The sequence below is a fragment of the Lelliottia amnigena genome, assembly GCF_019047465.1.
GTDB lineage: Bacteria > Pseudomonadota > Gammaproteobacteria > Enterobacterales > Enterobacteriaceae > Enterobacter > Enterobacter amnigenus.
Genome location: NZ_CP077236.1, coordinates 3,402,217 through 3,425,921 on the forward strand (window position 1 = coordinate 3,402,217; position 23,705 = coordinate 3,425,921).

General features: G+C 55.2%; 23 protein-coding genes. 8 read left to right on the forward strand and 15 right to left on the reverse strand.

Annotation, left to right across the window (positions count from 1 at the left end):
* Positions 1-39 precede the first annotated feature (39 nt).
* Positions 40-789 carry an SDR family oxidoreductase gene (locus tag I6L74_RS15890; RefSeq protein ID WP_059178382.1) on the reverse strand — a complete coding sequence of 250 codons (750 nt, stop codon included), beginning with the start codon at positions 787-789 and terminating at the stop codon, positions 40-42.
* A gap of 100 nt (positions 790-889) precedes the next feature.
* Here I6L74_RS15890 and I6L74_RS15895 point away from each other — a divergent pair, with 100 nt between their 5' ends.
* Entirely contained in the window at positions 890-1,249 is a 360-nt protein-coding gene (locus tag I6L74_RS15895) for a winged helix-turn-helix transcriptional regulator (RefSeq protein WP_059178381.1), read from the forward strand.
* Here the strand turns inward: I6L74_RS15895 and I6L74_RS15900 are convergent, their stop codons facing one another.
* Together I6L74_RS15900 and I6L74_RS15905 are read right to left on the reverse strand one after the other, a co-directional pair.
* Complete coding sequence (locus tag I6L74_RS15900; protein WP_059178380.1) at positions 1,250-2,044, reverse strand: SDR family NAD(P)-dependent oxidoreductase; 795 nt, start codon at positions 2,042-2,044, stop codon at positions 1,250-1,252.
* A gap of 149 nt (positions 2,045-2,193) precedes the next feature.
* Complete coding sequence (locus tag I6L74_RS15905; protein ID WP_059178379.1) at positions 2,194-2,634, reverse strand: winged helix-turn-helix transcriptional regulator; 441 nt, start codon at positions 2,632-2,634, stop codon at positions 2,194-2,196.
* A gap of 147 nt (positions 2,635-2,781) precedes the next feature.
* Here I6L74_RS15905 and agp point away from each other — a divergent pair, with 147 nt between their 5' ends.
* On the forward strand, positions 2,782-4,023 hold the full coding sequence (gene agp, locus I6L74_RS15910; RefSeq protein WP_059178378.1) for a bifunctional glucose-1-phosphatase/inositol phosphatase: 1,242 nt from the start codon (positions 2,782-2,784) through the stop codon (positions 4,021-4,023).
* Between the two features lie 33 nt (positions 4,024-4,056).
* Here agp and I6L74_RS15915 read toward each other — a convergent pair whose 3' ends face one another.
* A complete protein-coding gene (locus tag I6L74_RS15915; protein ID WP_012016912.1) occupies positions 4,057-4,284 on the reverse strand; it encodes a YccJ family protein in 228 nt (75 codons plus the stop codon).
* Positions 4,285-4,303: 19 nt separating this feature from the next.
* A complete protein-coding gene (gene wrbA, locus I6L74_RS15920; protein WP_059178377.1) occupies positions 4,304-4,900 on the reverse strand; it encodes an NAD(P)H:quinone oxidoreductase in 597 nt (198 codons plus the stop codon).
* Between the two features lie 396 nt (positions 4,901-5,296).
* On the opposite strand from wrbA, the gene I6L74_RS15925 reads away from it, so the two are divergent.
* Positions 5,297-5,470 carry a con-10 family general stress protein gene (locus I6L74_RS15925; protein WP_012016914.1) on the forward strand — a complete coding sequence of 58 codons (174 nt, stop codon included), beginning with the start codon at positions 5,297-5,299 and terminating at the stop codon, positions 5,468-5,470.
* Between the two features lie 158 nt (positions 5,471-5,628).
* A complete protein-coding gene (locus I6L74_RS15930; RefSeq protein ID WP_059178376.1) occupies positions 5,629-6,552 on the forward strand; it encodes a DMT family transporter in 924 nt (307 codons plus the stop codon).
* On the opposite strand, the gene rutG is transcribed toward I6L74_RS15930, so the two are convergent.
* From rutG to rutA, 7 genes are read right to left on the reverse strand one after another with little or no spacing between them, the layout of a single operon-like run.
* On the reverse strand, positions 6,540-7,868 hold the full coding sequence (gene rutG / locus I6L74_RS15935; RefSeq protein ID WP_059178375.1) for a pyrimidine utilization transport protein G: 1,329 nt from the start codon (positions 7,866-7,868) through the stop codon (positions 6,540-6,542). The genes I6L74_RS15930 and rutG overlap by 13 nt on opposite strands.
* Before the next feature lie 21 nt (positions 7,869-7,889).
* Positions 7,890-8,384 carry an NADH-dependent FMN reductase RutF gene (rutF, locus tag I6L74_RS15940; RefSeq protein WP_059178374.1) on the reverse strand — a complete coding sequence of 165 codons (495 nt, stop codon included), beginning with the start codon at positions 8,382-8,384 and terminating at the stop codon, positions 7,890-7,892.
* Positions 8,385-8,393: 9 nt separating this feature from the next.
* Positions 8,394-8,984, reverse strand: a complete 591-nt coding sequence (locus I6L74_RS15945; protein WP_059178373.1) for a malonic semialdehyde reductase — start codon at positions 8,982-8,984, stop codon at positions 8,394-8,396.
* Positions 8,981-9,793, reverse strand: coding sequence for a pyrimidine utilization protein D (gene rutD / locus I6L74_RS15950; protein WP_059178372.1), 813 nt, complete (start codon positions 9,791-9,793; stop codon positions 8,981-8,983). Before rutD ends, I6L74_RS15945 begins: the two co-directional genes overlap by 4 nt.
* 7 nt (positions 9,794-9,800) lie before the next feature.
* Positions 9,801-10,187, reverse strand: a complete 387-nt coding sequence (gene rutC, locus I6L74_RS15955) for a pyrimidine utilization protein C (RefSeq protein WP_059178371.1) — start codon at positions 10,185-10,187, stop codon at positions 9,801-9,803.
* Positions 10,188-10,198: 11 nt separating this feature from the next.
* Positions 10,199-10,891, reverse strand: a complete 693-nt coding sequence (gene rutB / locus I6L74_RS15960) for a pyrimidine utilization protein B (protein ID WP_059178370.1) — start codon at positions 10,889-10,891, stop codon at positions 10,199-10,201.
* On the reverse strand, positions 10,891-11,982 hold the full coding sequence (gene rutA, locus I6L74_RS15965) for a pyrimidine utilization protein A (protein ID WP_059178369.1): 1,092 nt from the start codon (positions 11,980-11,982) through the stop codon (positions 10,891-10,893). Before rutA ends, rutB begins: the two co-directional genes overlap by 1 nt.
* Positions 11,983-13,392: 1,410 nt before the next feature.
* Here rutA and I6L74_RS15970 point away from each other — a divergent pair.
* Positions 13,393-14,382, forward strand: coding sequence for a hypothetical protein (locus tag I6L74_RS15970; protein ID WP_059178368.1), 990 nt, complete (start codon positions 13,393-13,395; stop codon positions 14,380-14,382).
* A gap of 333 nt (positions 14,383-14,715) precedes the next feature.
* Positions 14,716-15,354, forward strand: a complete 639-nt coding sequence (gene rutR, locus I6L74_RS15975; protein WP_059178367.1) for an HTH-type transcriptional regulator RutR — start codon at positions 14,716-14,718, stop codon at positions 15,352-15,354.
* Here the strand turns inward: rutR and I6L74_RS15980 are convergent.
* Both I6L74_RS15980 and putA read right to left on the reverse strand, forming a co-directional pair.
* On the reverse strand, positions 15,351-15,746 hold the full coding sequence (locus tag I6L74_RS15980) for a lysozyme inhibitor LprI family protein (protein WP_059178737.1): 396 nt from the start codon (positions 15,744-15,746) through the stop codon (positions 15,351-15,353). The genes rutR and I6L74_RS15980 overlap by 4 nt on opposite strands.
* Before the next feature lie 50 nt (positions 15,747-15,796).
* A complete protein-coding gene (putA, locus tag I6L74_RS15985) occupies positions 15,797-19,759 on the reverse strand; it encodes a trifunctional transcriptional regulator/proline dehydrogenase/L-glutamate gamma-semialdehyde dehydrogenase (protein ID WP_059178366.1) in 3,963 nt (1,320 codons plus the stop codon).
* Between the two features lie 422 nt (positions 19,760-20,181).
* Here putA and putP point away from each other — a divergent pair, with 422 nt between their 5' ends.
* Both putP and I6L74_RS15995 read left to right on the forward strand, forming a co-directional pair.
* Positions 20,182-21,690 carry a sodium/proline symporter PutP gene (gene putP, locus I6L74_RS15990; protein WP_059178365.1) on the forward strand — a complete coding sequence of 503 codons (1,509 nt, stop codon included), beginning with the start codon at positions 20,182-20,184 and terminating at the stop codon, positions 21,688-21,690.
* 141 nt (positions 21,691-21,831) lie between these two features.
* Entirely contained in the window at positions 21,832-22,251 is a 420-nt protein-coding gene (locus I6L74_RS15995) for a DUF3574 domain-containing protein (protein ID WP_059178364.1), read from the forward strand.
* Positions 22,252-22,281: 30 nt separating this feature from the next.
* Here the strand turns inward: I6L74_RS15995 and I6L74_RS16000 are convergent, their stop codons facing one another.
* Positions 22,282-23,466, reverse strand: coding sequence for a NupC/NupG family nucleoside CNT transporter (locus I6L74_RS16000; RefSeq protein ID WP_059178363.1), 1,185 nt, complete (start codon positions 23,464-23,466; stop codon positions 22,282-22,284).
* Positions 23,467-23,705: the final 239 nt, after the last annotated feature.

Below are 23,705 nucleotides of genomic sequence, written 5' to 3' on the forward strand. Positions count from 1 at the left end.
CGCAATAATGGAAAAGGGGAGCATCGCTCCCCTGTTTGACTACAGGCTCCCCGTACCGCCATCGACCAGCAGGTCTGTGCCCACCGTATAACTCGATTCATCGGATGCCAGATACAGCGCGGCCTTTGCCAGCTCGCCAGGTGTCCCCATTCGACCCAGCGGAACCAGATTGATGATCTCAGCCTTCATGGCTTTTTGCGCATCCTCATCCAGCCCAAGCTTGTTCATCGCCGGCGTTTCAACCGGACCAGGGCTTAAGCCGTTGACGCGAATTCCGCGCGGTAACAGTTCCGCAGACAGCGTGCGAGCAAGTGACAATAAACCGGCTTTGCTTGCCGCATAAACGCTACTGGCAGGCAGCCCGATTCGCGCACTGACGGACCCGCAAAGGATAACGGATGAAGGATTATTCAACAGCGGGAGCAGCGCCTGAATCAAAAAGAACGGGCCTTTAAGGTTGATGCCCATCAGGCGATCCCAGGCCTCCTCACGCCACTCTTCGATGCGTCCGTGCGTCACATCTCCGGCGTTAATAAATACCGCATCCAGCCGTGGCCAGCGTGTGGCTATCGTTTCTGCCAGCTGCTTTTGCGCCGAAATGTCACCGGCATCAGCAGGGATCACCCAGGCGCTATCACCCAAAATTCGCTTCGCCTCGGCGAGGGTTTCCGGGTTACGTCCTGTTACCGCAACGTGTGCGCCCTCGGCGATGAACTCCTGCGCTGTCGCCAGCCCGATACCGGTGGTACCACCGGTAATCAGGGTATATTTACCTGCTAAACGACTCATGCTGTTCTCCTGAAATGTCACTGGAGAAAGCACTATAGAAACGTTAGTATCCAAAAGAAACCAGGTACCATTTGGATACTAACGAGGCGAACGGTGTGCTATGGCGGAAACACGCGAACTATGCTGTGAAAAAAAATATGCGACCGAATCCTGCCCGATGACGCAGTTCGTCAGCCTGATCTCAGGAAAATGGGCGATCCCGATTATTTACCGACTGATTATGCTCAACACACCCGTGCGATTTGGCGAGCTGCTGCGCGCGGCAGCTCCGATCACGCAAAAAGAGCTGACCAAACAGCTGCGTTTATTTGAACAGCGCGGGCTGGTATCACGCACGATTTTCCCCGAAATTCCGCCGCGTGTGGAATATCAAATCACGCCGCTGGGGCTCACGCTTCAAGGCGCACTTTCGCCGCTGGCCGCGTGGATGCAGGAATACGGCGGCCAGCTGGAGCGCTAATTAGCGTTTGAAATAACGTGGTGCAGGTTCGCCGGTACGGGCACTGCTAAACAGTTCCAGGCGAGCCTGTTCATAACGTTCCCAGAGCTGCACATCATGCAGAGGCGGGATCGTTATCCGCTCGCCCTGATCCAACCCGGCAAGGGCCGCATCGACCATATTGTCCGTCGTCATGACCGAACCTTCCGGCAGATCGTTCATTGACACACCGGAAATTTCCCAGATCTCCGTCGCGGTGGCTGCGGGTAACACGGCCTGAATGCGGATCGCGCTTTCGGCAAACTCTTCCTGCAAACCGCGGGTGAAATTCAGAACCCAGGCTTTCGTGGCGCTATAAAGCGCGCTGCCCGCTCGGGCGTGCAGAGACAACACCGACGCAATGTTAACGATCGTACCGCGATTGTTTTGTGCCAGGCGCGGCAAAATGGCGTAAGTCAGACGCATCAGCGCGGTGGTGTTGAGCGTGTTGATCGTCTGATGTTGTGCAATGTCGCCTGCCAGGAACGGGGCCATCTGCGCAGTTCCTGCGTTGTTGATGAGCGTGTCGATCGCCACGTTGTTTTTAAGGACTTCTTCTACCGCGCGGATGCCTGCGTCTTCGGTCAGATCCGCGGCCAGAATTTCGACCGAAACGCGATAGCGATCGCGCAGCTGGGCTGCCAGCGTCTGTAGCCGTGATTCACGGCGGGCGACCAACACTAAATCATAGCCGCGAGCGGCAAGACGATCGGCGTAAACGGCGCCAATCCCGGATGAAGCGCCTGTAATCAATGCGGTTGCGTGTTCGGTCGTCATGATGTGTAGCCTCAAAGCAAAGGGGGTTAATTGGTTTTAATATGAAACCAAATAAACTTTGTGCTAAATGGTTTTATTATGCAACCAATTTGTGCGCGATATTTTGCTTCTGCATTTCGAGGTTAAACTAACGCTTTGAAAGTATGCGATTAAGGCCGTTTCGGCACAACATCTTCGGGGGACAGTTCACGCCCATCGTGTGATACGAGCGTCAGCCTGCGCAGCGGTTTGCGATTTTGCGCATCCACCAGAACGCTGCCAAACTCATTGTCAGCAAACAGGAAATCATTTCCCCATTGCGACAGCGCAACCAGCACGGTTTGCAGAGCGCGGCCTTTTTCAGTCAGGACATATTCCTGCCAGGCGCTGCCGTCGGAGGCGGGTTGCAGAACGAGGATCCCTTCTTCAACCAGCTTTTTGAGACGGGAGGCGAGCATATTTTTGGCAATCCCGAGGCTTTTCTGGAATTCGCCGAAGCGTTTAAGACCGCGCAAGGCGTCGCGGACAATCAGTAACGACCACCAGTCGCCGATGATGTCCAGCGAGCGTGCGACGGGGCAGGTGCTTTCTTCAAGACGGGTGCGTTTCACGGTGGCTCCTTAATTTATAGTTTTATTATAAAACCATTTTACGCTGCCGTAAAAAGAGTTATCTATCAGTTTGAGAAATGGTTCCCGGAAATATGTCATAAATCTGTCACACTCAATTCGACCATAACAAGACGTGAGGAAGTAGGGATGAGAAAAGCACTACTGGCAATCGCAGTGGCAGGATCGGTGATGATGACTTCTGGTGTACAGGCGCAAGCTGCCCCGGAAGGCTATCAGCTACAGCAGGTCTTGATCATGAGCCGCCACAATCTGCGCGCACCGCTGGCCAATAACGGCAGCGTTCTTGAACAGTCAACGCCCAACAAATGGCCGGAATGGGAAGTGCCGGGCGGACAGCTAACCACCAAGGGCGGCGTGCTTGAAGTGTATATGGGCCATTACATGCGTGAATGGCTCGCAGAGCAGGGAATGGTGACATCGGGAGAATGTCCACCGGCCAACGCGGTGTATACCTATGCCAACAGCCTGCAACGCACCGTTGCTACTGCGCAATTCTTTATCACCGGCGCGTTCCCTGGCTGTGATGTCCCGGTCCATCATCAGGACAAAATGGGCACCATGGACCCGACCTTTAACCCGGTAATTACCGATAACTCACCTGAATTCCGTGAGAAAGCGTTAAAAGCGATGGAGGCAGAGCGTCAGGGCATGAAGCTTGATGAAAGCTACAAGCTGCTGGAGAAGATGACGAATTATGCCGATTCTCCGTCCTGCAAAGAGAAAAAAGTCTGCTCTCTGACTGAAGCGAAAGACACCTTTAGCGCCGAGTATGAAAAAGAGCCGGGTGTATCTGGCCCGCTGAAAGTCGGCAATTCGCTGGTGGATGCTTTTACCCTGCAATATTACGAAGGATTCCCGCTGGACCAGGTGGCCTGGGGAGAAATCAAAACCGATCAGCAGTGGCGCGTGTTGTCACAGCTGAAAAATGGCTATCAGGATTCGTTGTTCACCTCCACTGAGGTGGCGCGTAACGTCGCTAAACCGCTGGTAAAATACATCGATAACGCCCTGGTGACCGATCAGGCAAAAGCCCCCAAAATTACCGTGCTGGTCGGGCATGATTCGAATATCGCTTCGCTGCTTACCGCGCTGGACTTCAAACCGTATCAACTTCACGACCAGCACGAGCGCACGCCGATTGGCGGGAAAATTGTCTTCCAGCGCTGGCATGACAAGAACGCGAATCGCGAACTGATGAAAATTGAGTATGTGTATCAAAGCTCGGAGCAGTTACGTAACGCCGATGTGCTGTCCCTGAAATCACCGGCTCAGCGCGTGACGCTTGAGCTGAAAGGGTGCCCAATCGATGCCAATGGCTTCTGTCCAATTGATCAATTTAATACGCTGATGAACGACGCGGCAAAATAAGAGGTAAACCCCCCGTCCAGGCGGGGGGAACGATCAGACGTTTTTACGTTCGATGGTTTGCTCGCCCCAGAACAGCGAGTCTTTGTCAGTTTTTTCGAAGGCGCGCACCAGCACTTCATCGTTACCTTCTTCCCAAATTTTCTCCGCCAGCTTTTCGTCGTATTCCGCAACTTCAAAGATGGCCTCAGCAATTTCTGGAGAGGTATTCCGTAGACTTGCCCACTCACCGACGTGATGAGCTTTAGATTGTTGAGTTGGCATGCATGTCCTCCTGTTGGGGTTAACCGTTCAGTTTTTTGGCGAGACCCGCGACGTGTTCACCCTGGAAACGCGCAATAGCCAGCTCTTCCTGGCTTGGCTGACGCGAACCGTCACCGCCGGCAATCGTCGTGGCGCCGTAAGGCGTGCCGCCGCGAACCGCTGAAACATCAAACAACTCCTGCGCCCCATAGCCAATCGGCACAATCACCATGCCGTGATGCGCAAGCGTCGTCCAGGTTGAAGTGATGGTCTGTTCCTGACCGCCACCGGTTCCGGTTGAGCTAAATACGCTGGCGAGTTTGCCGTACAGCGCGCCCGAGGCCCACAGGCCGCCGGTTTGATCGAGGAACGTGCGCATTTGCCCGGACATATTGCCGAAACGTGTTGGCGTACCAAAAATAATCGCATCATAGTCAGCCAGCTCTTGCGGCGTCGCTTGCGGCGCATTCTGCGTTTTACCGCCGGCTTTCAGGAACGCTTCTGCATTCATGGTTTCCGGAACGCGCTTAATCACCACCTCAACGCCATCAACTTTATTCGCACCTTCCGCAATGGCGTGAGCCATGGTTTCGATGTGTCCGTACATGGAATAATAGAGCACCAGAACTTTAGCCATCTTGCACTACTCCTCGTTTAGGGTTGCGTACAGCGAATCGCTGCGTTCACTTAAAGATATGACGTCACGGGCAGACTGCAAATCTGAAAGCCATTTCTTTGATTTATAACAATATATTTAAGATTTTTCTTTGTAGCAAAATGAAACATTTTTGCGGGATCGTCTTTTATGAATGATAAGAGAAGCTTATGGATGTTGCCCCTGAAATCTCACCCGTATGGTTGATATCATGTTGCAGAATATTACCGTTCACTGGCTGGCTCGGTGCATTCCACTAAGCTTACCTTCACGCGGCGCAGACAGCAGAGAAGGTGCTCGCCTGACGTCGCCAGGTGAAAGAATTCTCTTTTACTGAATGCAGTATGATGTCTAATGTTTACACTCTGGAGGTTAGAGATGGCAAACCATCGTGGTGGGTCAGGTAATTTCGCCGAAGACCGTGACAGAGCATCAGAAGCAGGTCGTAAAGGTGGCCAGCAGAGCGGGGGGAACTTCAAAAACGATCCTCAACGCGCATCCGAAGCTGGCAAAAAAGGGGGTAAAAACAGCCATGGGAGTAACAAAAGTTAGCACGTTATCTCCTCATTTCAGCGTCCGATAACCTGAAATCTCCCCCTGCCGCCGGGTCTCCCGGCGGTTTTTTTTATTGCCGCAACGTTGAACAAAAATCCAAGGGAACGCACACTACAGGATTAATTCTTGCCATTACTCCTTGCTGCTGGTGCCTGATGTCCCTCTCTCGTTACGCCTTTTCTATCAAACCTCAGGAAGCGATCCTGATTTTAATCACCATGTTCTGGGGTGGCACTTTCCTCGCGGTGCAGTATGCGGTAACGCTGAGTGACCCGTTTTTCTTTGTCGGTCTGCGGTTTGCGACGGCAGCCATTGCGGTCGCGCTGATCTCGCTGAAAACCTTGCGCGGGCTGACGTTAATCGAGCTAAAAGCCGGTGTGGTGATCGGTATTTCGATTGCGATGGGTTACAGCCTGCAAACCTGGGGCCTCCAGACCATCCCCAGCAGTAAATCGGCATTCATCACCGCGATGTATGTTCCGCTGGTTCCGTTGTTGCAGTGGTTATGTCTGGGCAGAATGCCTGGGCTGATGTCCTGTATCGGTATTGTGCTGGCGTTTATTGGGCTGATCCTGCTCGCCGGACCGGGCGACAGCCTGCTGGTGATGGGGCCAGGCGAAATCATTACCCTGATTGGCGCGGTGGCGATTGCGGCGGAAATCATTCTGATCAGCGCCTGGGCTGGCAAGGTGGACGTCAAGCGCGTCACGGTCGTGCAACTGGCGACGGCGTCGCTGGTGGCGTTTATCGCGATGGTGCCGGCAGGGGAATCTGTCCCGTCGATGTCGCCGGGGTTAATTATTGTCGCGCTGGGGCTGGGCATTTTCAGCGCGATTATTCAGGTCACGATGAACTGGGCACAGCGAAGCGTATCGCCCACGCGCGCGACGGTTATCTATACTGGCGAACCGGTATGGGCAGGGATTTTTGGCCGTCTTGCCGGCGAACGCCTGCCGCTGCTGGCGCTGCTCGGTGCGGCTTTTATTATCCTGGGCGTGCTGGTCAGTGAGTTAAAGCTGAAAAGAAAGAAAAGGGCGCTGGCGGAAGCCGACAGCGCCACTGCTAATCAAGAATCCTGATGAACTGCGTCTGTCTGCGGTACGACTGCCTTTCGGCGACTCAACAACGCATTTAGCAGGATTGCGCCGAAGGTGGCCGTGCCGATCCCACCCAGCGTGAAGCCGCCGAGGGTGAGCGCGAAATCACCCGCGCCCAGAACCAGCGTGACGGCGACCATAATCAAATTGCCGTTCTGGCTGAGATCGACATGATGCTGTACCCATATACGCGCTCCGGCAACGGCAATCAGGCCAAACACCACAATCGATGCGCCGCCGATGACCGGGGCGGGAATGGTGTGGATCAGCGCGCCGAATTTTGGCGAGAAGCCGAGCAGGAGCGCTATCACCGCCGCTGCGACAAACACCAGCGTAGAGTAAACCTTGGTCACGGCCATCACGCCGATGTTCTCCGCGTAGGTCGTCACACCGCTGCCGCCGACCGAGCCTGAAAGCAGGGTGGCCAGCCCGTCGCCGACGAACGCGCGGCCCATGTACGGGTCCATATTGCGTCCGGTCATCCCTGCGACTGCCTTCAGGTGGCCTAAATTTTCCGCGACCAGAATCACTGCTACCGGGGCGATGAGCATCATCGCCTGCCCGTTAAAGGTCGGTGAAGTGAAATGCGGCAGGCCAAACCAGGCGGCGTTTTGCATCAGCGTAAAATCCACCGGCGTTCCTACGGCAAATATGCTGGTCACTAACGCATAGACCAGACAGGCCACGATCAGCCCTACCAGAATCAGCAAACGCTGGATCATTCCGCGCGTAAAGACGGCGACCAGCCCGATGCAGAGCACCGTCATCACCGCCATCCAGCTGTCGAACGATGAACCCGAAACGCCTTTCACCGCAATCGGAGCGAGGTTCAGACCAATCGCCATCACCACCGCGCCCGTCACCACCGGCGGCATTAACCGTTCTATCCAGCGGGTACCGGCCTTCATCACCACCAGCCCGATAAGGGTATAAATCAACCCACAGGCGATAATTCCCCCGAGCGCCACGCTAATATTGGGGTTGATGCCCTGGCCGCTAAAGCCCGTTGCGGCAATCACCACTCCCACAAAGGCGGCGCTGGACCCCAGATAGCTCGGCACCCGCCCGCCGGTTATCAGGAAGAACAGCAGCGTGCCGACGCCCGACATCAGAATCGACAGGTTAGGATCCAGCCCCATCAAAATGGGCATCAGCACGGTCGCGCCAAACATGGCGACCGCGTGCTGCACCCCCATGACGGCGGTTTGGGCGAAGGGAAGCCGTTCATCCGGCGCGACCACGCCGTGTTCAGTAGAGGTCGATTTCAACTGCCAGTGGGGAAAACCGAACATTGCCATGAGCTATCTCCTTAAGGAGGGTTAACAGGCGGGTCGCAAAAGCGCGTGGTAGCCGCGATCAAACCACACCAGGCCTTGCGGCGCAGGGTGGCGGGTAATGGATTCGATGGTGCAAAAAAGAATATCGTGCGTACCGACGCTCACCACCTGGCTGATGCGGCAGTCGAACGAGGCCAGCGCATCTTCCAGTTTCGGACAGCCTGTTTCGCCAGTTTGCCAGCGTGCGGCCGCGAAACGGTCGGCCATCGGCGTTTTGCCGCCAAACAGAGTGGAAAGCGGCTCTTGTCCGGCGTTAAGCGTGTTCACGCACAGGGTGCGGTTTTCAGTAAACGTCGGCCAGACGGAGGCCCCACGGTTCAAACACACCAGCAGAGTTGGGGGCGAATCGGTCACGCTGCACACGGCGCTGGCGGTAAAACCGGCCTGCCCGGCAGGCCCGTCGGTGGTAATGATATTGACCGCTGCGCCCACGCAGGCCATCGCATCGCGAAAGGTTTGTACGTCCAGAGTGCTCATGTTCGCTCCTTATACCAGCCCGCAGGCGTCTTCAAAGCACAGCCGCGGCAGGCGGCCATACAGTTTGCTGACGTCGCCGTAGCCAATGTTGATCAACAGATTGCTTTTCAGCGTGGTGCCCATGAAAAAGGCCTCGTCCAGTTTTTGCCGATCGAAGCCGGACATTGGGCCGGTATCCAGCCCCAGCGCCCGACAGGCAAAAATCAGATACGCCGCCTGCATGGCGCTGTTGCGAAAGGCGGTCTCTTCGGCAAGCGCCGGGCTTGAGGTAAACCAGCTGCGCGCATCGCCGTGCGGGAACAGCTCCGGCAGACGCTCGTAAAACTCACTGTCCCAGGCAATGATGGCGGTGACAGGTGCCGCCAGCGTTTTCTCCAGGTTGCCGCTTGAGAGCGACGAACGCAGCTTCTCTTTGCCCTCGGGCGTGCGGACAAACACTATCCGGGCGGGGGAACAGTTGGCGGAGGTGGGACCCCACTTCATCAGGTCGTAAATCTCGCGCAGCGTCTCGTCAGTAACGGGTGTTTCTTGCCAGCCGTTGTGCGTTCTGGCTTCGGTAAACAGCGTTTTGATTGCCGTCGGGGTGATGGCTTCGCTCATCGTGACTCCTTAAAAACCGGTTCTGGGTTGTGCATCAGGCTGGCCAGCCCGTTGAGTAACAGCGTGTTAAACGTATCGGGGTCGGTGACGTTGCAGGCGTGTCCGCCCTGACGCATGACTGTCTTATGGCTGCCGGGTAAGGCGGCGTGGAGCTCAGATGAGCAGACGGCGGGCACCAGCAGATCGTCAGCGGAGCAGATAATCTGCACCGGACACCGGACGTGCTTCGCCTGAGCACGAAAATCCGCTTGCTTCAGGGCCTGCAGCCTGCGCTGGAGATTGTTGATGCCCTGAAAATGCGCCAGCGCCAGCGCCTCTTCGGCCTCCATGCGCGGGGCGCGCGCCGCCATCCAGTCTGCCGGATAAAGAAACAGCGGCTGGGCTTCGACCCAGGCCTGCGCGCCACCTGCATGGAGCAGGCGTTCGCGTATCTGGAAACAGCGCCGGGTATGGGCGTTTAGCGACAGCCAGCCGTTTACGCACACCAGCGCGCGAACGGCGCCGGGATGCTCAATAGCCAGCTGCAATCCGACCAATGCCCCCAGCGCGTGACCGATCACGGCGAATCGCGGGAGACCCGCGTCAGTCAGAGCCTGATACAGCTCGTCGGCCATATTTCCCAACGTGTATCCGTGGGGGAGCTCCCCGGCGTTATTGCCGGTGCCGCGCTGGTCGTAACACACCACCTGATATTCTTGCTCCAGCGCGGCGAGCTGTGGCAACCAGTAGCTGCCGCTTCCCCCCAATCCGGCAATCAGCACCACCACGGGCGCGTCGGCGAAGGGGGGCGGCGAAACGGATATTTTCATGGCAGCCTCACTTGGCGATGTGTGCAACGCTGGCGATTTCAACCAACGCCTCTGGCTTCACCAGCCCGCACTGGATGCAAAATCGCGCCGGTTTTTCGCCGGGGAAAAACTCCGCGTAGATTTCATTAATCGCGGCGTAGTTTTTCCAGTCGGTGATAAAGATGCTGTTGAAGGTCACGTCCTCCATCGTGCCACCCGCCGTCTCGATAACGCGCCTGATAGTCTCGAGCACGTGGCGGGTTTGCGCCTTTGGGTCATTCGGATAGACCACATTGTTAAACTCATCGAACGGCAGTGTGCCGGACACGTACACCACGCCGTCGGCAAGGGTGCCCGGCACAAACGGAGCGATGGGCGTGCTGGTGCCAGCGGGAATAATCACGGATTTCGGCATAGTGTTGCTCCTCAGGCGATGCGGGCTAACGACGGTGGCGAGACGGCATCGCAAAAATCGGCGACAGTGCTGACCCAGCCAAAGAAGGTTTCGATATTGAATAGCGCGGCTTTCTGCGCAAACTCCGGCCCGGCCTGATGCGTTGCGTCCTCCAGCACCACGCCAAAATATTCAAGGAAAAAGCCGTCGCGCAGCGTGGATTCCACGCAGACGTTAGTGGCGATCCCGGTAAAAATCAGATGACGAATGCCGCGGCTGCGCAGCAGGCTATCGAGCGGTGTGTTGAAAAAGCCGCTGTAGCGCGGTTTGGGTAGCACGATGTCTCCCGGTTCCGGGACAAGTTCGTCCACCAGTTGGTAATCCCAGCCGCCTTTTGCCAGCAGGGTGCCCTGCAGTTCCGGGCAGTTGCGCATGGTTTTCAACGCATTTGATTTATGAAAATTGGGCGATCCGGGGCCGCCCGCTTCGACGTACTGGTCGTCCCAGCCGTTCTGAAACCAGACGATCAGGATGCCTGCGGCGCGTGCGGCGGCAACGGCGGTTTTGATGTTCGCAATCACCGGTTGGGTGGCCGAAACGTCAAAGCCTGCCAGATCCAGATAACCGCCCTGGCTGGCATAGGCGTTTTGCATATCGACCACAATCAGCGCGCTGTGGTGCGGCGCAAAGGTAATGGCTTCCGGACGTGCGGGTAACGTTGTCATCACGCCACCTCCCGGGTCACGGCGGGAATGTGCGAACGGCATTGCATCAGCGGCTGAATGCGCTCGCCGAAGGTCTCGACGCCTGTCAGGAAATCATCAAAGGTCAGCAGTACGCCTTCGGCACCCGGCACGCTGGCAACCTCATCGAGCATTTTCGCCACGCTGGCATAAGACCCGACCAGCGTACCCATATTGATGTTGACGGCGGACGTTGGGTCAGCCATCTGGCGCACGTTGGTGTCTGCGCCGGAGCGGGTATCTTTTTGGCTCTGTTCAGTCAGCCAGCTCAGGGCGTCTTCGTCGGCCCCGGCCTTGTAGTGCTCCCATTTGGCGCGTGCGGCCTCGTCGGTTTCATCGGCGATGACCATAAACAGGACGTACGATCCCACGTCGCGACCGGTTTTTTCTGCAGCGTCTTTCATGCGTGCGGCGGTGGGGGTGAAGGCTGCTGGCGTGTTGACGCCTTTGCCGAAGCAGAAATTAAAGTCAGCGTGCTGGGCGGAAAACGCCATCCCCGCGTCGCTCTGTCCGGCGCAAATCACCTTCATAGGCGTTGATGGCTGCGGGCTGACGCGACAGTCGTTCATGGTGAAGTAGTCGCCCTTGAAGTCGCTTTTACCCGTGCCCCACAGATCGCGCAGGACCTGTACGTACTCGGTGAGGTAATCGTAGCGGCGCGAGAAATATTCATCACCCGGCCAGATCCCCATCTGGTCATACTCAGGCTTCTGCCAGCCGGTGACCAGGTTGACGCCAAAACGACCGCCGGAGATGGAATCAATTGTAGAAGCCATGCGCGCGACAATCGCCGGGGGCAGGGTGAGCGTGGCGGCGGTAGCGTAAATCTGGATACGTGAGGTGACCGCCGCAAGGCCTGCCATCAGGGTGAAGGATTCCAGATTGTGATCCCAGAACTCAGTTTTGCCGCCAAAGCCGCGCAGCTTGATCATCGAGAGCGCAAAGTCGAAATGATAGTGCTCGGCTTTCTGTACGATGGCTTTGTTCAGCTCAAAGGTCGGCATGTACTGCGGAGCCGTCGTGGAGATCAACCAGCCGTTGTTGCCAATGGGGACGAATACGCCAATTTTCATCACGAACCTCTCTACATCTCAATGTGGGTGAAAGTCAGACGTGGCGCTGCATCCTGCATTTCCTGTTCAGCCTCGTGAGAAAGATTTTGCAAAGGTGATGCCAATTTTTAAATTGTCAGTGTTATTAATGTGTTAACTGTTGGTTGATGAATTGAGCGCTAAAAAAGTGGACTGTCTGGTCAAAAGAGATGCACGCAAAACAGGCAGCTATGCGCGATGGCGGTGCAGGGACAGTGCGGAAGAGAAGGGCAACGTTCTCACGATCCCGGCCGCACTGGGATCGCACGGTAACATGTCTTTTTTGCGCACCAGCTCGTGAAATTCTTCAGACCCTCAATGACTTCATTTTCCGTTTGGGCAACGCCCCGCTCTGACACCGAATTCTTTGCAGCCCTATTCAACGCCTTGTAAGTCGTTTGTGGTCAGCGGAATAACGATGTTGCTGGACTTTTATTTCGCGCTCCCGGTTAAATACGTTTCAACCTGATATTCACAGCGTCTATTACTGAGGCTCTCTGCGGCTATTATACCTGCCGGGATAAATGATCACGGGGGAATTAAAGGGCAAGTTTACTATATGCGAGGCGGCTCGGGGAAAATGTGAATGGGGTGCGGAGTAGTATACAGTGATAGTTTGGAGTGATGCTTTAAGTGGAAGCGATACACTTAAAGCATATCTATTGTTCATGGCGTAAACGTCTTTTAATTGTGGCAACGTATAACGATAAAACGCATGATAAATAAACGTTAGGATGATTTTATTTGTGGGTTAATTGTTATTCATTCATCTTTTTCTGACTCATATAAAAATATATTCTTCATGTCGTTATTGTATTCCCGATTAAAGAAATGGTTGGCACTAAATTATCATACCGACGGCCTTTAATTTTACTCCCACGTTCCTGACGTAATAACTATTCCGATTCTCTGCGATAAACTTTCTAGCCGATAATTATTTCGCTGCTATCAGGCAAGTCAGCTAGCGGTGACGCAATTTTGTGACGAAACTCCATCAGGAAGAATAGGTCAGCCCGGGGAGACCGCTCCCCTGAATGTTCTGTTAGCGTCATAAGAGTATGCGTATTACGGATGCTTAGAAGGTAATAGCGACGGCGCGTCATTCTGTTGCCATTAACGCTGGCGCTGGGTACATCTCATCCTCGCTACAAAATCCCCTATCTTAAAATAGTAGCGGATGTTTAAATTTTAAAATCCCTCCAAAGCGAAATTATCTACTATCCTTAATGCGTGGAATACCTTTCCAGTGTGATTTTGGGCTGTCTTTTTTTAAGTTTTACAGCCTTCCTTTTTAAAATGACATCGCCCGACTCCTGAAGAGCCTTAATGTGTTTCCTGCTTCTTCAATCAGTTCCTGGTTCCGAACGCAAAGATTAATTAAGGACAACAGCTATGACTGACATTCATGAACGCTCCACAGTTAATACGACGTATCCCGATGCGCGTCTTCCCGTGCCTGCGGCGAGCAGCAGTGCCGTATCATGGGGTGCCATCTTTGCCGGCGCGGCAGCCGCGGCATCCCTCTCTTTGATTTTGCTTATATTAGGCGCCGGTTTGGGTCTTACGTCCGTTTCGCCATGGGAAAGTCGCGGGCTCGACGCTGGTACAGTGGGTATCGCTGCCATCGCCTGGTTGACGTTCACTCAAATCGTTGCGTCGGGTATGGGCGGCTATTTATCCGGACGACTCCGCACGAAATGGGTTGATACCCACACCGATGAAGTTTACTTCCGCGATACTGCACATGGGTTTTTGGCCTGGGCTGTCGCGGCGCTGGTCTCTGCTGTGCTGTTAACGAGTACGGTGGGGACCCTCGTTGGAGGCGGGGCTAAAATCGTGGGTAATGTTGCCGAGGGGGCTGCGATGACCACGGCGGCGGGTGCAGCGAGCATGGCGAATGGCTCGTCTGCCGTACCCGGTTCATCAATGAACTACTTCGTTAACTCAATGTTCAGGGAAAATAATCCCGCGACACCGGCAAATAGCGCAGCGGATGCCGCTTCGGCCACCGCAGCAGCTGCTCCTGCAACGCCCTCTGCCTCTCATCCACCCGTTTCTCCTGCACAGTTAGGCGAAGTGACCGGGATATTTGCCAATAGCATTACCACCGGCGCCTTACCTCAGGAAGATCGTCAGTATGTCGCCCGTCTGATTGCTCAAAATACCGGTATCAGCCAGCAAGAGGCTGAACAGCGGGTACAAAGCACCTATGACAAAGCTCAGGCTAAATTAAAAGAAACGAAGGAGAAAGCGCAGCAAGCTGCTGATACCGCACGCAAAACCACGAGCTATCTCATGCTCTGGACATTCATTTCTCTGCTGGCGGGTGCTTTCGTAGCCAGCCTGTGTGCGACCTTCGGTGGCCGTCAACGTGATTTATAATCCTTAATTATGCGAGAGGTTTAAAATGCGCTCATTGTTACTGTTCTTTTTAGGCGTACCCATTCCAATCATTATCCTGATTGCGCTGTTTTTCCATTAATGCTCGTGTGTAGCACCGCAGCATCTGAACCCGTCCTGTCAGGATAAATTCAAGCAAAGCAAAAATGCCCGAAAGGGCATTTTTGCTTTTTCGCATCTTCATCTTTTGGACGTTGAATTCCCGCATACTTATCTGCAAATTTTACGACGAGATGCGGGAGGTAATGCACTGCAAGAGGTCGTGAGTCAGCGGTGGTTTTGCTATGCTGATGCAAACCAACAAGGAGAGCGCAGATGACACAAGGCGCAGTGCAAACCCCCGGGAAGCGATCGCGAGCAGTCAGTGCCAAGAAACAGGCTATTTTGCGCGCGGCGCTGGACACCTTTTCGCAATACGGTATTCATGGCACCCGTCTTGAACAGGTCGCCGAGCTGTCGGGCGTATCGAAAACCAATCTGCTCTATTATTACCCCTCGAAAGAAGCGCTCTACGTGGCGGTGCTGCAACAGATTCTTGATATCTGGCTGGCACCGCTGAAGGCGTTCCGGGAAGAGTTCACGCCGCTGGTGGCGATAAAAGAGTACATCCGGCTCAAGCTGGAGGTGTCCCGCGATTACCCGCAGGCTTCTAAACTGTTTTGTATGGAGATGCTGCAAGGGGCGCCGCTCTTACAGGCGGAGCTGAGCGGGGATTTAAAGCAACTGATCGACGAAAAGTCCGCGATTATTGCGGGCTGGGTGGAGAGCGGTAAGCTGGCGGCGGTCGATCCGCATCACCTGATCTTTATGATTTGGGCCTCGACGCAGCACTATGCGGATTTTGGCAGTCAGGTCGAAGCGGTAACCGGAAAAACGCTTCAGGACGATGCGTTTTTCCAGAGCGCGGTCGATAACGTCCAGCGCATGATTATCGAAGGCATTCGCCTGCGTTAATTGGCCGGCGGCAGCGGGCAGCTCAAATCGCCTTCTTCACACTGCATCATTGAGGCAAGAAACGCTTCGCGATCGGCGGTTTTTTCCGCCAGACATTGATTCAGGATCATCGGCTGAACGCTGCCGCCCGCTGTGCCGGAGGCGGCAAAGGCGCAATCAGCATCGCGCAAGGTGATCCACGCCTGCTGGGCTTTTTTGAGCAGATCGCGCTGTGGCACGGCGGCGCGCTTCATCGCATCCTGATACGTCTGATTCAGTTTTTTATCCGCTGCCTGATACTGCTGTGCCGCGCAGATATTCATCTCGGACTGCGTGTTGGCATTGGCGCAATCATCTGCCAGCGCGCTGGCGCTAAACAGCAACGCTGCCGCGGTCATCATTACTCTTTTCATCATTTCACCCTAAAAAAAGGCCCCGTTTCCGGAGCCTTATTATCACAGCGTTACCCGATTGTCATCAGGCTGGCGTTACCGCCCGCCGCCGCGGTGTTGACGCTTAGCGAGTGCTCAACGTACAGACGCTCCAGCAGCAGATTGGTTTCGCCACGGGCAAAGCCCTGAACCGACACAATCGCACCGTCGCGTGCCGCGACCTGCTCGCACAACTCGCGCAGCTGATCGGAGTCACCATGGTAAATCACCGCGTCAAAGGCCTGGGCCATCAGGACGTCGGCCTTCGCGAAGCGAATACGACTGGAGACCTCTTTCGGCAGCTGTTTTGCCAGGTCGCGGTGCAAACCGTCCTCCGGCCACAGCACTTCACAACCCGTTGCCATGGCGGCAGCAAGCTGAACCAGCGCATCCTGTTCATTATCCGCGACGCACAGCACGCGCTCGCGCGGCATCAGCGTCCATGTGTTGCGCTCGCCGGTTGGGCCCGGCAGCAGACGCTGCGTACCGGCCTGCGCCTGCTCGCCGTACTGCTGGCATAGCGCGCGTAATTCCGGGCGTTTTTCTGCCCATTTCACCAGCGCGTCCAGCGGTTGAGAAATCAGGGCTTTGACTTGCGCATCGACCGGGCGCTCTGCATCCTGTCGCGCCAGCGTAATGCCTAATGCGTTTTCTGGACGATTCGCCAGCAGACGGTACAGATACAGCGGACCACCGGCTTTCGGACCGGTGCCGGATAACCCTTCGCCGCCAAACGGTTGCACGCCGACCACCGCGCCGACCATGTTGCGGTTGACGTACAGGTTACCGACTTTCGCACTGCCGGTGACTTGCGCAATGGTTTCGTCGATACGGGTGTGTACGCCGAGCGTTAAGCCGTAGCCGGAGGCGTTGATTTGCTCCACCAGCGCTTCAAGGTTGTTGCGGCTATAGCGCACCACGTGCAGAACCGGGCCGAAGATCTCTTTTTTCAGCTCATCGAAGCTTGAGAGTTCAATCAGCGTCGGGGCGACAAACGTCCCGCTGTTCCATTCGCGGGCGTCTTCGCTGTTTTCACGTACCGCCTGGAAGACCGGACGGCCCTTGGCGCGCATCGCCTGAATGTGCTGTTCGATATTGGCTTTGGCTTCGGCATCAATCACCGGCCCGATATCGGTTGTCAGGCGTCCTGGATTCCCCATCCGGCATTCGGCCATCGCACCGCGCAGCATTTTCAGCGTGTGATCGGCGATGTCGTCCTGCAGGCACAATACGCGCAGGGCGGAGCAACGCTGCCCGGCGCTGTCGAACGCCGAGGCCAGCACGTCCACCACCACCTGTTCGGTCAAGGCGGAAGAGTCGACGATCATGGCGTTCATCCCGCCGGTTTCGGCGATCAGAGGCGTCGGGCGACCCTGCGGATCAAGGCGCGTCGCGATGTTTCGTTGCAGCAGCGTCGCCACTTCGGTCGAGCCGGTAAACATCACCCCACGTACGCGATTATCGGACGTCAGCTTCGCACCGACGGTTTCGCCACGGCCAGGCAGAAGTTGCACTACGCCAGGCGGAACGCCTGCTTCGAGCAGGATAGTGACCCCTTGTGCGGCAATGAGCGGCGTTTGCTCGGCAGGTTTTGCCAGCACGCTGTTACCGGCGGCCAGCGCGGCCGCGATCTGTCCGGTGAAAATCGCCAGCGGGAAGTTCCACGGGCTGATACAAACAACCGGGCCGAGCGGACGGTGGGTTTCGTTATCGAAATCGTTGCGCACCTGGCCTGCGTAATAATGCAGGAAATCGACCGCCTCGCGCACTTCGGCAATGGCATTGCTGAAGGTTTTACCCGCTTCGCGCACCAGAATGCCGATCAGTTGCTGCATCTGGTCTTCCATCAGGATCGCGGCGCGTTCCAGAATTGCCGCGCGTTCCTCCGGTGGTGTAGCAAACCAGATCGGCGCGTTATTGACGGCATTTTCCAGCGCCAGCTCTACCTCGCTTTCGGTGGCTTCACGCACAAATCCGACAACATCTTTCGGTTCGGCCGGGTTAACAACGGGCTGCATTTCACCGGCGTCGACCGATTGCTCAAGAATCGGTTTGGCCTGCCATTTTTGCAGCGCGCTGTTGAGCAGGGCAGAGGAGAGTGACGCCAGGCGGTGTTCGTTTGCCAGATCCAGACCCGCAGAGTTGACGCGATCTTTCCCGTACAGCTCGCGCGGCAGGGGGATTTTCGGGTGCGGGAGGCCGATTTGGCCTTCCTGTGCCGCTAATTTTTCCACCGCCTGAACCGGATCCGCCACCAGCTCATCCAGCGGCAGGGTGGTGTCGGCGATACGATTCACGAACGACGTGTTAGCCCCGTTCTCGAGCAGGCGACGCACCAGATACGCCAGCAGCGTTTCATGCGTGCCGACCGGAGCATAAATGCGGCATGGGCGATTCAGCTTGCCATCCGCCACTTTGCCGGTGACCTGCTCATACAGCGGTTCACCCATGCCGTGCAGGCACTGGAATTCGTACTGGCCCGGATAGTAGTTTTGTCCGGCCAGGCTGTAAATCGCCGCCAGCGTATGGGCGTTGTGGGTGGCGAACTGCGGGTAAATCAGATTCGGCACGCCAAGCAGTTTTTTCGCACAGGCCAGATAAGAGACGTCGGTGTAGACCTTGCGGGTGTAAACCGGATAGCCTTCCAGGCCGTCCATTTGCGCACGTTTGATTTCGCTGTCCCAGTACGCGCCTTTCACCAGACGGATCATCAGGCGGCGACGGCTGCGAGAGGCCAAATCAATCAGATAATCAATGACAAACGGGCAGCGTTTCAGGTAGGCCTGGATGACAAAACCAATCCCGTTCCAGCCCGCCAGCTCTGGCTCGAAGCACAACTTTTCCAGCATATCGAGAGAGATTTCCAGACGATCGGCTTCCTCGGCATCGATATTAATGCCGATATCGTACTGGCGCGCCAGCAGGGTTAAAGACTTCAGGCGCGGATACAGTTCGTCCATCACGCGATCATACTGCGCGCGGCTGTAGCGCGGGTGCAGGGCAGAAAGCTTGATCGAAATGCCCGGACCTTCGTAGATACCGCGGCCGTTAGAGGCTTTGCCAATCGCGTGGATCGCCTGCTGATAAGAGACCATGTACGCCTGCGCGTCGGCGGCGGTCAGTGCCGCTTCACCCAGCATATCGTAGGAGTAACGGAACCCTTTGTCTTCGAGCTTGCGGGCGTTCGCCAGCGCTTCGGAAATGGTTTCCCCGGTCACGAACTGTTCGCCCATCAGGCGCATCGCCATGTCCACGCCTTTGCGGATCAGCGGTTCGCCGATTTTGCCGATAATGCGGTTCAGCGAGCGTGACAGATTGGCTTCGTTATGGGTCGATACCAGCTTGCCAGTAAACAGCAGACCCCAGGTGGCGGCGTTTACGAACAGCGACGGGCTGCGGCCAATGTGCGAATGCCAGTTACCGTTGCTAATTTTGTCGCGGATCAGCGCATCGCGGGTGGCTTTATCCGGAATACGCAGCAGCGCTTCGGCCAGACACATCAGCGCCACCCCTTCCAGTGAAGAAAGAGAGAACTCCTGCAACAGTCCTTGCACCATTCCGGCGCGACCGGTCGCGGTTTTCTGGTTGCGCAGTTTGTCGGCGAGCTGATACGCCAGGCTGTGCGCCTGCGAGGCAATCGGTTCAGGAAGGCGGGCCTGCTCGAGCAGCATCGGTACGGCGTCGGTTTCGGCACGGCGATACGCGGCGGTGATGGCCGCGCGGCTAACGGACTGCGGCAGAATTTGTTCGGCGAAATCCAGGAAAGGTTGGTGATTTTCTTCGGCCGCGGGTGCCGTATCTTCGCTTTCGTTAGCTGCCCCTGCCAGCAGGGCAGGCAAGTCCGGTAAACCGTCTTCACTTTCCAGACGTTCCAGATAATTGAAAATGGCCTGCTTTATTAACCAGTGCGGTGTGCGGTCAATTCGAGTGGCGGCGCTTTTAATCCGTTCGCGGGTCGCGTCATCCAGCTTAACCCCCATGGTGGTCATGCCCATGCCAAAACTCCTGTTGTGCTGTAGTAATGTTCTGTGGTTAGCGTGAAATATCCACCATGTTGCAACTTTGTGCAACCGCGTTAAATGTGACATGGTTTGCAAGCTGAAAAATGAATGAATTGTTAACGGAAGGTAAGCTGGAAAAAAGAGCTGGATTCTGCGTGTGAACCCTGTTTTTATGCGGCACTTAACACTTTTAAAAGGTGCAACCCGTAAAAGCGTGAGCGAGTGCAACCTCTGTAAAAGACGTATAAAACCAGGGATGAATTTGATGTAAATGCAGTGTTAAATCATTTGTGAAAGGGGAACGCTTACGGCAGGATACGCGCGCCCACAGAAACACATACACGCGTCACTACGTTCCGGTGATGAAATAATAAGGCGGCCGGGAAGGCTGTCGCTCGACATTTTGGAGAATTTGAATGGCTATTAGCACACCGATGCTGGTGACATTTCTCGTTTATATTTTTGGCATGATCCTGATAGGGTTTTTGGCATGGCGATCAACGAAAAATTTCGATGATTATATTCTGGGTGGACGCCGTTTAGGGCCGATGGTAACCGCGCTGTCTGCGGGCGCATCCGACATGAGCGGCTGGCTGCTGATGGGCCTGCCGGGTGCGATTTTCATCTCGGGGATCTCTGAAAGCTGGATCGCGATTGGCCTGACGCTGGGCGCATGGATCAACTGGAAGCTGGTGGCGGGGCGTCTGCGCGTTCACACCGAGTTGAATAACAATGCGCTGACGCTGCCGGATTATTTCACCGGCCGCTTTGAAGATAACAGCCGCATTCTGCGCATTATCTCCGCGCTGGTAATTTTGCTGTTCTTCACCATCTATTGTGCCTCCGGCATTGTGGCGGGCGCGCGTCTGTTCGAAAGCACCTTCGGGATGAGCTACGAAACGGCGCTGTGGGCCGGTGCAGCCGCGACCATTCTTTATACCTTTGTGGGTGGTTTCCTGGCGGTGAGCTGGACCGATACCGTGCAGGCGAGTTTGATGATCTTTGCGCTGATCCTGACGCCGGTAATTGTGGTTATCACGGTTGGCGGCTTTGGCGATTCGCTGGAAGTGATCAAGCAGAAGAGCATTGAAAACGTCGATATGCTGAAAGGGCTTAACTTCGTCGCGATTGTTTCGCTGATGGGCTGGGGCCTGGGCTACTTTGGTCAGCCGCATATTCTGGCGCGTTTCATGGCTGCCGATTCCCACCACACCATCGTTCATGCCCGTCGAATCAGTATGACGTGGATGATCCTGTGTCTGGCCGGTGCGTGTGCCGTCGGCTTCTTCGGTATCGCCTACTTCACGACTAACCCGGCGTTGGCGGGGGCGGTTAATCAGAATGCCGAGCGCGTGTTTATCGAGCTGGCGCAGATTCTGTTCAACCCGTGGATCGCCGGGATTCTTCTGTCTGCCATTCTGGCGGCGGTGATGTCGACGCTGAGCTGTCAGCTGCTGGTGTGCTCCAGTGCGATTACGGAAGATCTGTACAAAGCCTTCCTGCGTAAAGGCGCGAGCCAGAAAGAGCTGGTGTGGGTCGGGCGCTTCATGGTGCTGGTGGTGGCGCTGGTGTCTATCGCACTGGCCGCTAACCCGGAAAACCGCGTGCTGGGCCTGGTGAGCTACGCATGGGCAGCCTTTGGTGCCGCGTTTGGCCCTGTCGTGCTGTTCTCCGTGCTGTGGTCACGCATGACGCGTAACGGCGCGCTGGCCGGGATGATCATCGGTGCGGTGACGGTCATCGTCTGGAAACAGTTTGCGTGGCTGGGCCTGTACGAAATCATTCCAGGCTTTATCTTCGGTAGCATCGGGATCGTGGTGTTCAGCCTGCTGGGCAAAGCACCGTCGGCATCAATGCAAAAACGCTTTGCCGAAGCGGATGCACAGTACCATACGGCACCGCCGTCTAAACTGCAGGCCGAGTAATTTGATTCCTCTCCTTAAAGGGAGAGGCAATCTCGCATTTATTCCCTCACCCAAACGGGAGAGGGAAACCATCATCCCTCTTGCTAAATCCCGCCATTTACGCTCATATCGCTGTGCTTATAACAATGAGGATAGCGAACAATGATAATCAAAACAGGGCTGATGGCTGCCGCGCTCTTGATGCTGGCAGGGTGTAACGCACCCACACACAGCGCCGCTGACGCCACCTGCAAAGCCGATAATCAGATGCAGCAGACCACGCTGTATTTCGGGCTGAACCGTCCGGCAGGGGAACCGATCACCGGTCAGGAGTGGCAGCAATTTGTGGATCAGGACGTGACGCCGCGTTTTCGTGATGGCTTAACCGTGTTTGATGCGCGCGGCCAATGGCTGGGCAATGACGGAAAAGTGGCGCGTGAGCCAAGCAAAGCGTTGATGTTGATCCACGGCAAAGATGCCCAGAGCGAGAAGAATATTGAAACCCTGCGCGGGGTGTATAAATCACGGTTTGCGCAGGAATCGGTGATGCGCGTTGATCAGCCGGTCTGCGTTCAGTTCTAAGAAAACGGCGGGAAATCCCGCCGTTATTTTTTACAATACTAATCCGGCGAAGCTTGCCGACAGCAGGCTCACCAGCGTCGCGCCGTAGACCAGGCGCAAACCAAAGCGAGACACCACGTTTCCTTGCTGCTCGTTCAGGCCTTTAATCGCGCCCGCGATAATCCCGATGGACGCAAAGTTGGCAAAGGAGACCAGGAAGATCGACAGAATACCCAGGCCACGCGGCGTCATTTGACCGGCTATTTTTTGCAGCTCAATCATGGCCACAAATTCATTCGCCACCAGTTTCGTCGCCATAATGCTGCCCGCATTTAACGCATCGCTCAGCGGAATGCCCACCAGCCACGCCAGCGGATAAAACACGTAGCCAAGAATTTGCTGGAAGCTTATGCCAAATACGCTGGAGAACAGGGCATTGATGGCGCTAATAATGGCAATAAAGCCGATTAGCATCGCCATAATAATCATCGCCACTTTAAAACCGGCCAGAATATACTCGCCCAGCATCTCAAAGAAACTCTGAGATTCGTGCAGTTTTTCCAGTTTGATTTCGGGTTCGGCTTCAGGTCGCGCTGGGTTGATGACCGACAAAATAATAAAGGTGCTGAACATATTCAGAATTAGCGCAGCGACCACAAATTTGGCATCGAGCATGGTCATATACGCGCCGACAATCGACAGCGATACGGTCGACATCGCCGTGGCAGCCATGGTGAACAGGCGTCGAGAAGAGAGATCGCCCAGCACACCTTTATACGCAATAAAGTTTTCCGACTGACCCAATATCAGAGAGCTGACGGCGTTAAACGATTCCAGTTTTCCCATGCCGTTCAGTTTGGACAGCAGGGTACCGATAACGCGAATAAAAATCGGCAGAATTCGCCAGTGCTGGAGAATACCAATCAGCGCAGAGATGAAAATAATTGGGCATAAAACGCCGAGGAAAATGAACGCCAGCCCTTTTTCACCCATTCCACCAAAGACAAAGTTTGTTCCTTCTGCCGCAAATTTCAGCAGGGATTCAAAGAATCCGGAAACATATTTAATCACGAAGAGTCCGCTTTCCGCATGCAGGAAAAAGAACGCCAGCGCAATTTCAATGACAATTAGCTGTAAAACGTAGCGAATACGAATTTTTCGGCGGTCGAAACTCACCAGCCAGGCGAGCGCAAGAATAATCACCAGCGCCAGCAGGAAATGGACAAAGTTATACATTTTAAATTTTCAGCAGGTTATCGAAGCGCTTATTTAGCCATAGGGACTGGCAAGCGTAAATGGGCATTTACGTTATAAGTTATACACATAACGATAACGAATGAAATTATTAACAGGCGAGCGATTTACATCTCGTCATCAAAACCTCACATATTTCGCTTGTGTTTATTCACGCCGTAATGATAATCACTATCACAAGAATTTACCTTTCTTTGCATCAGTTGACCGCGATAAACATT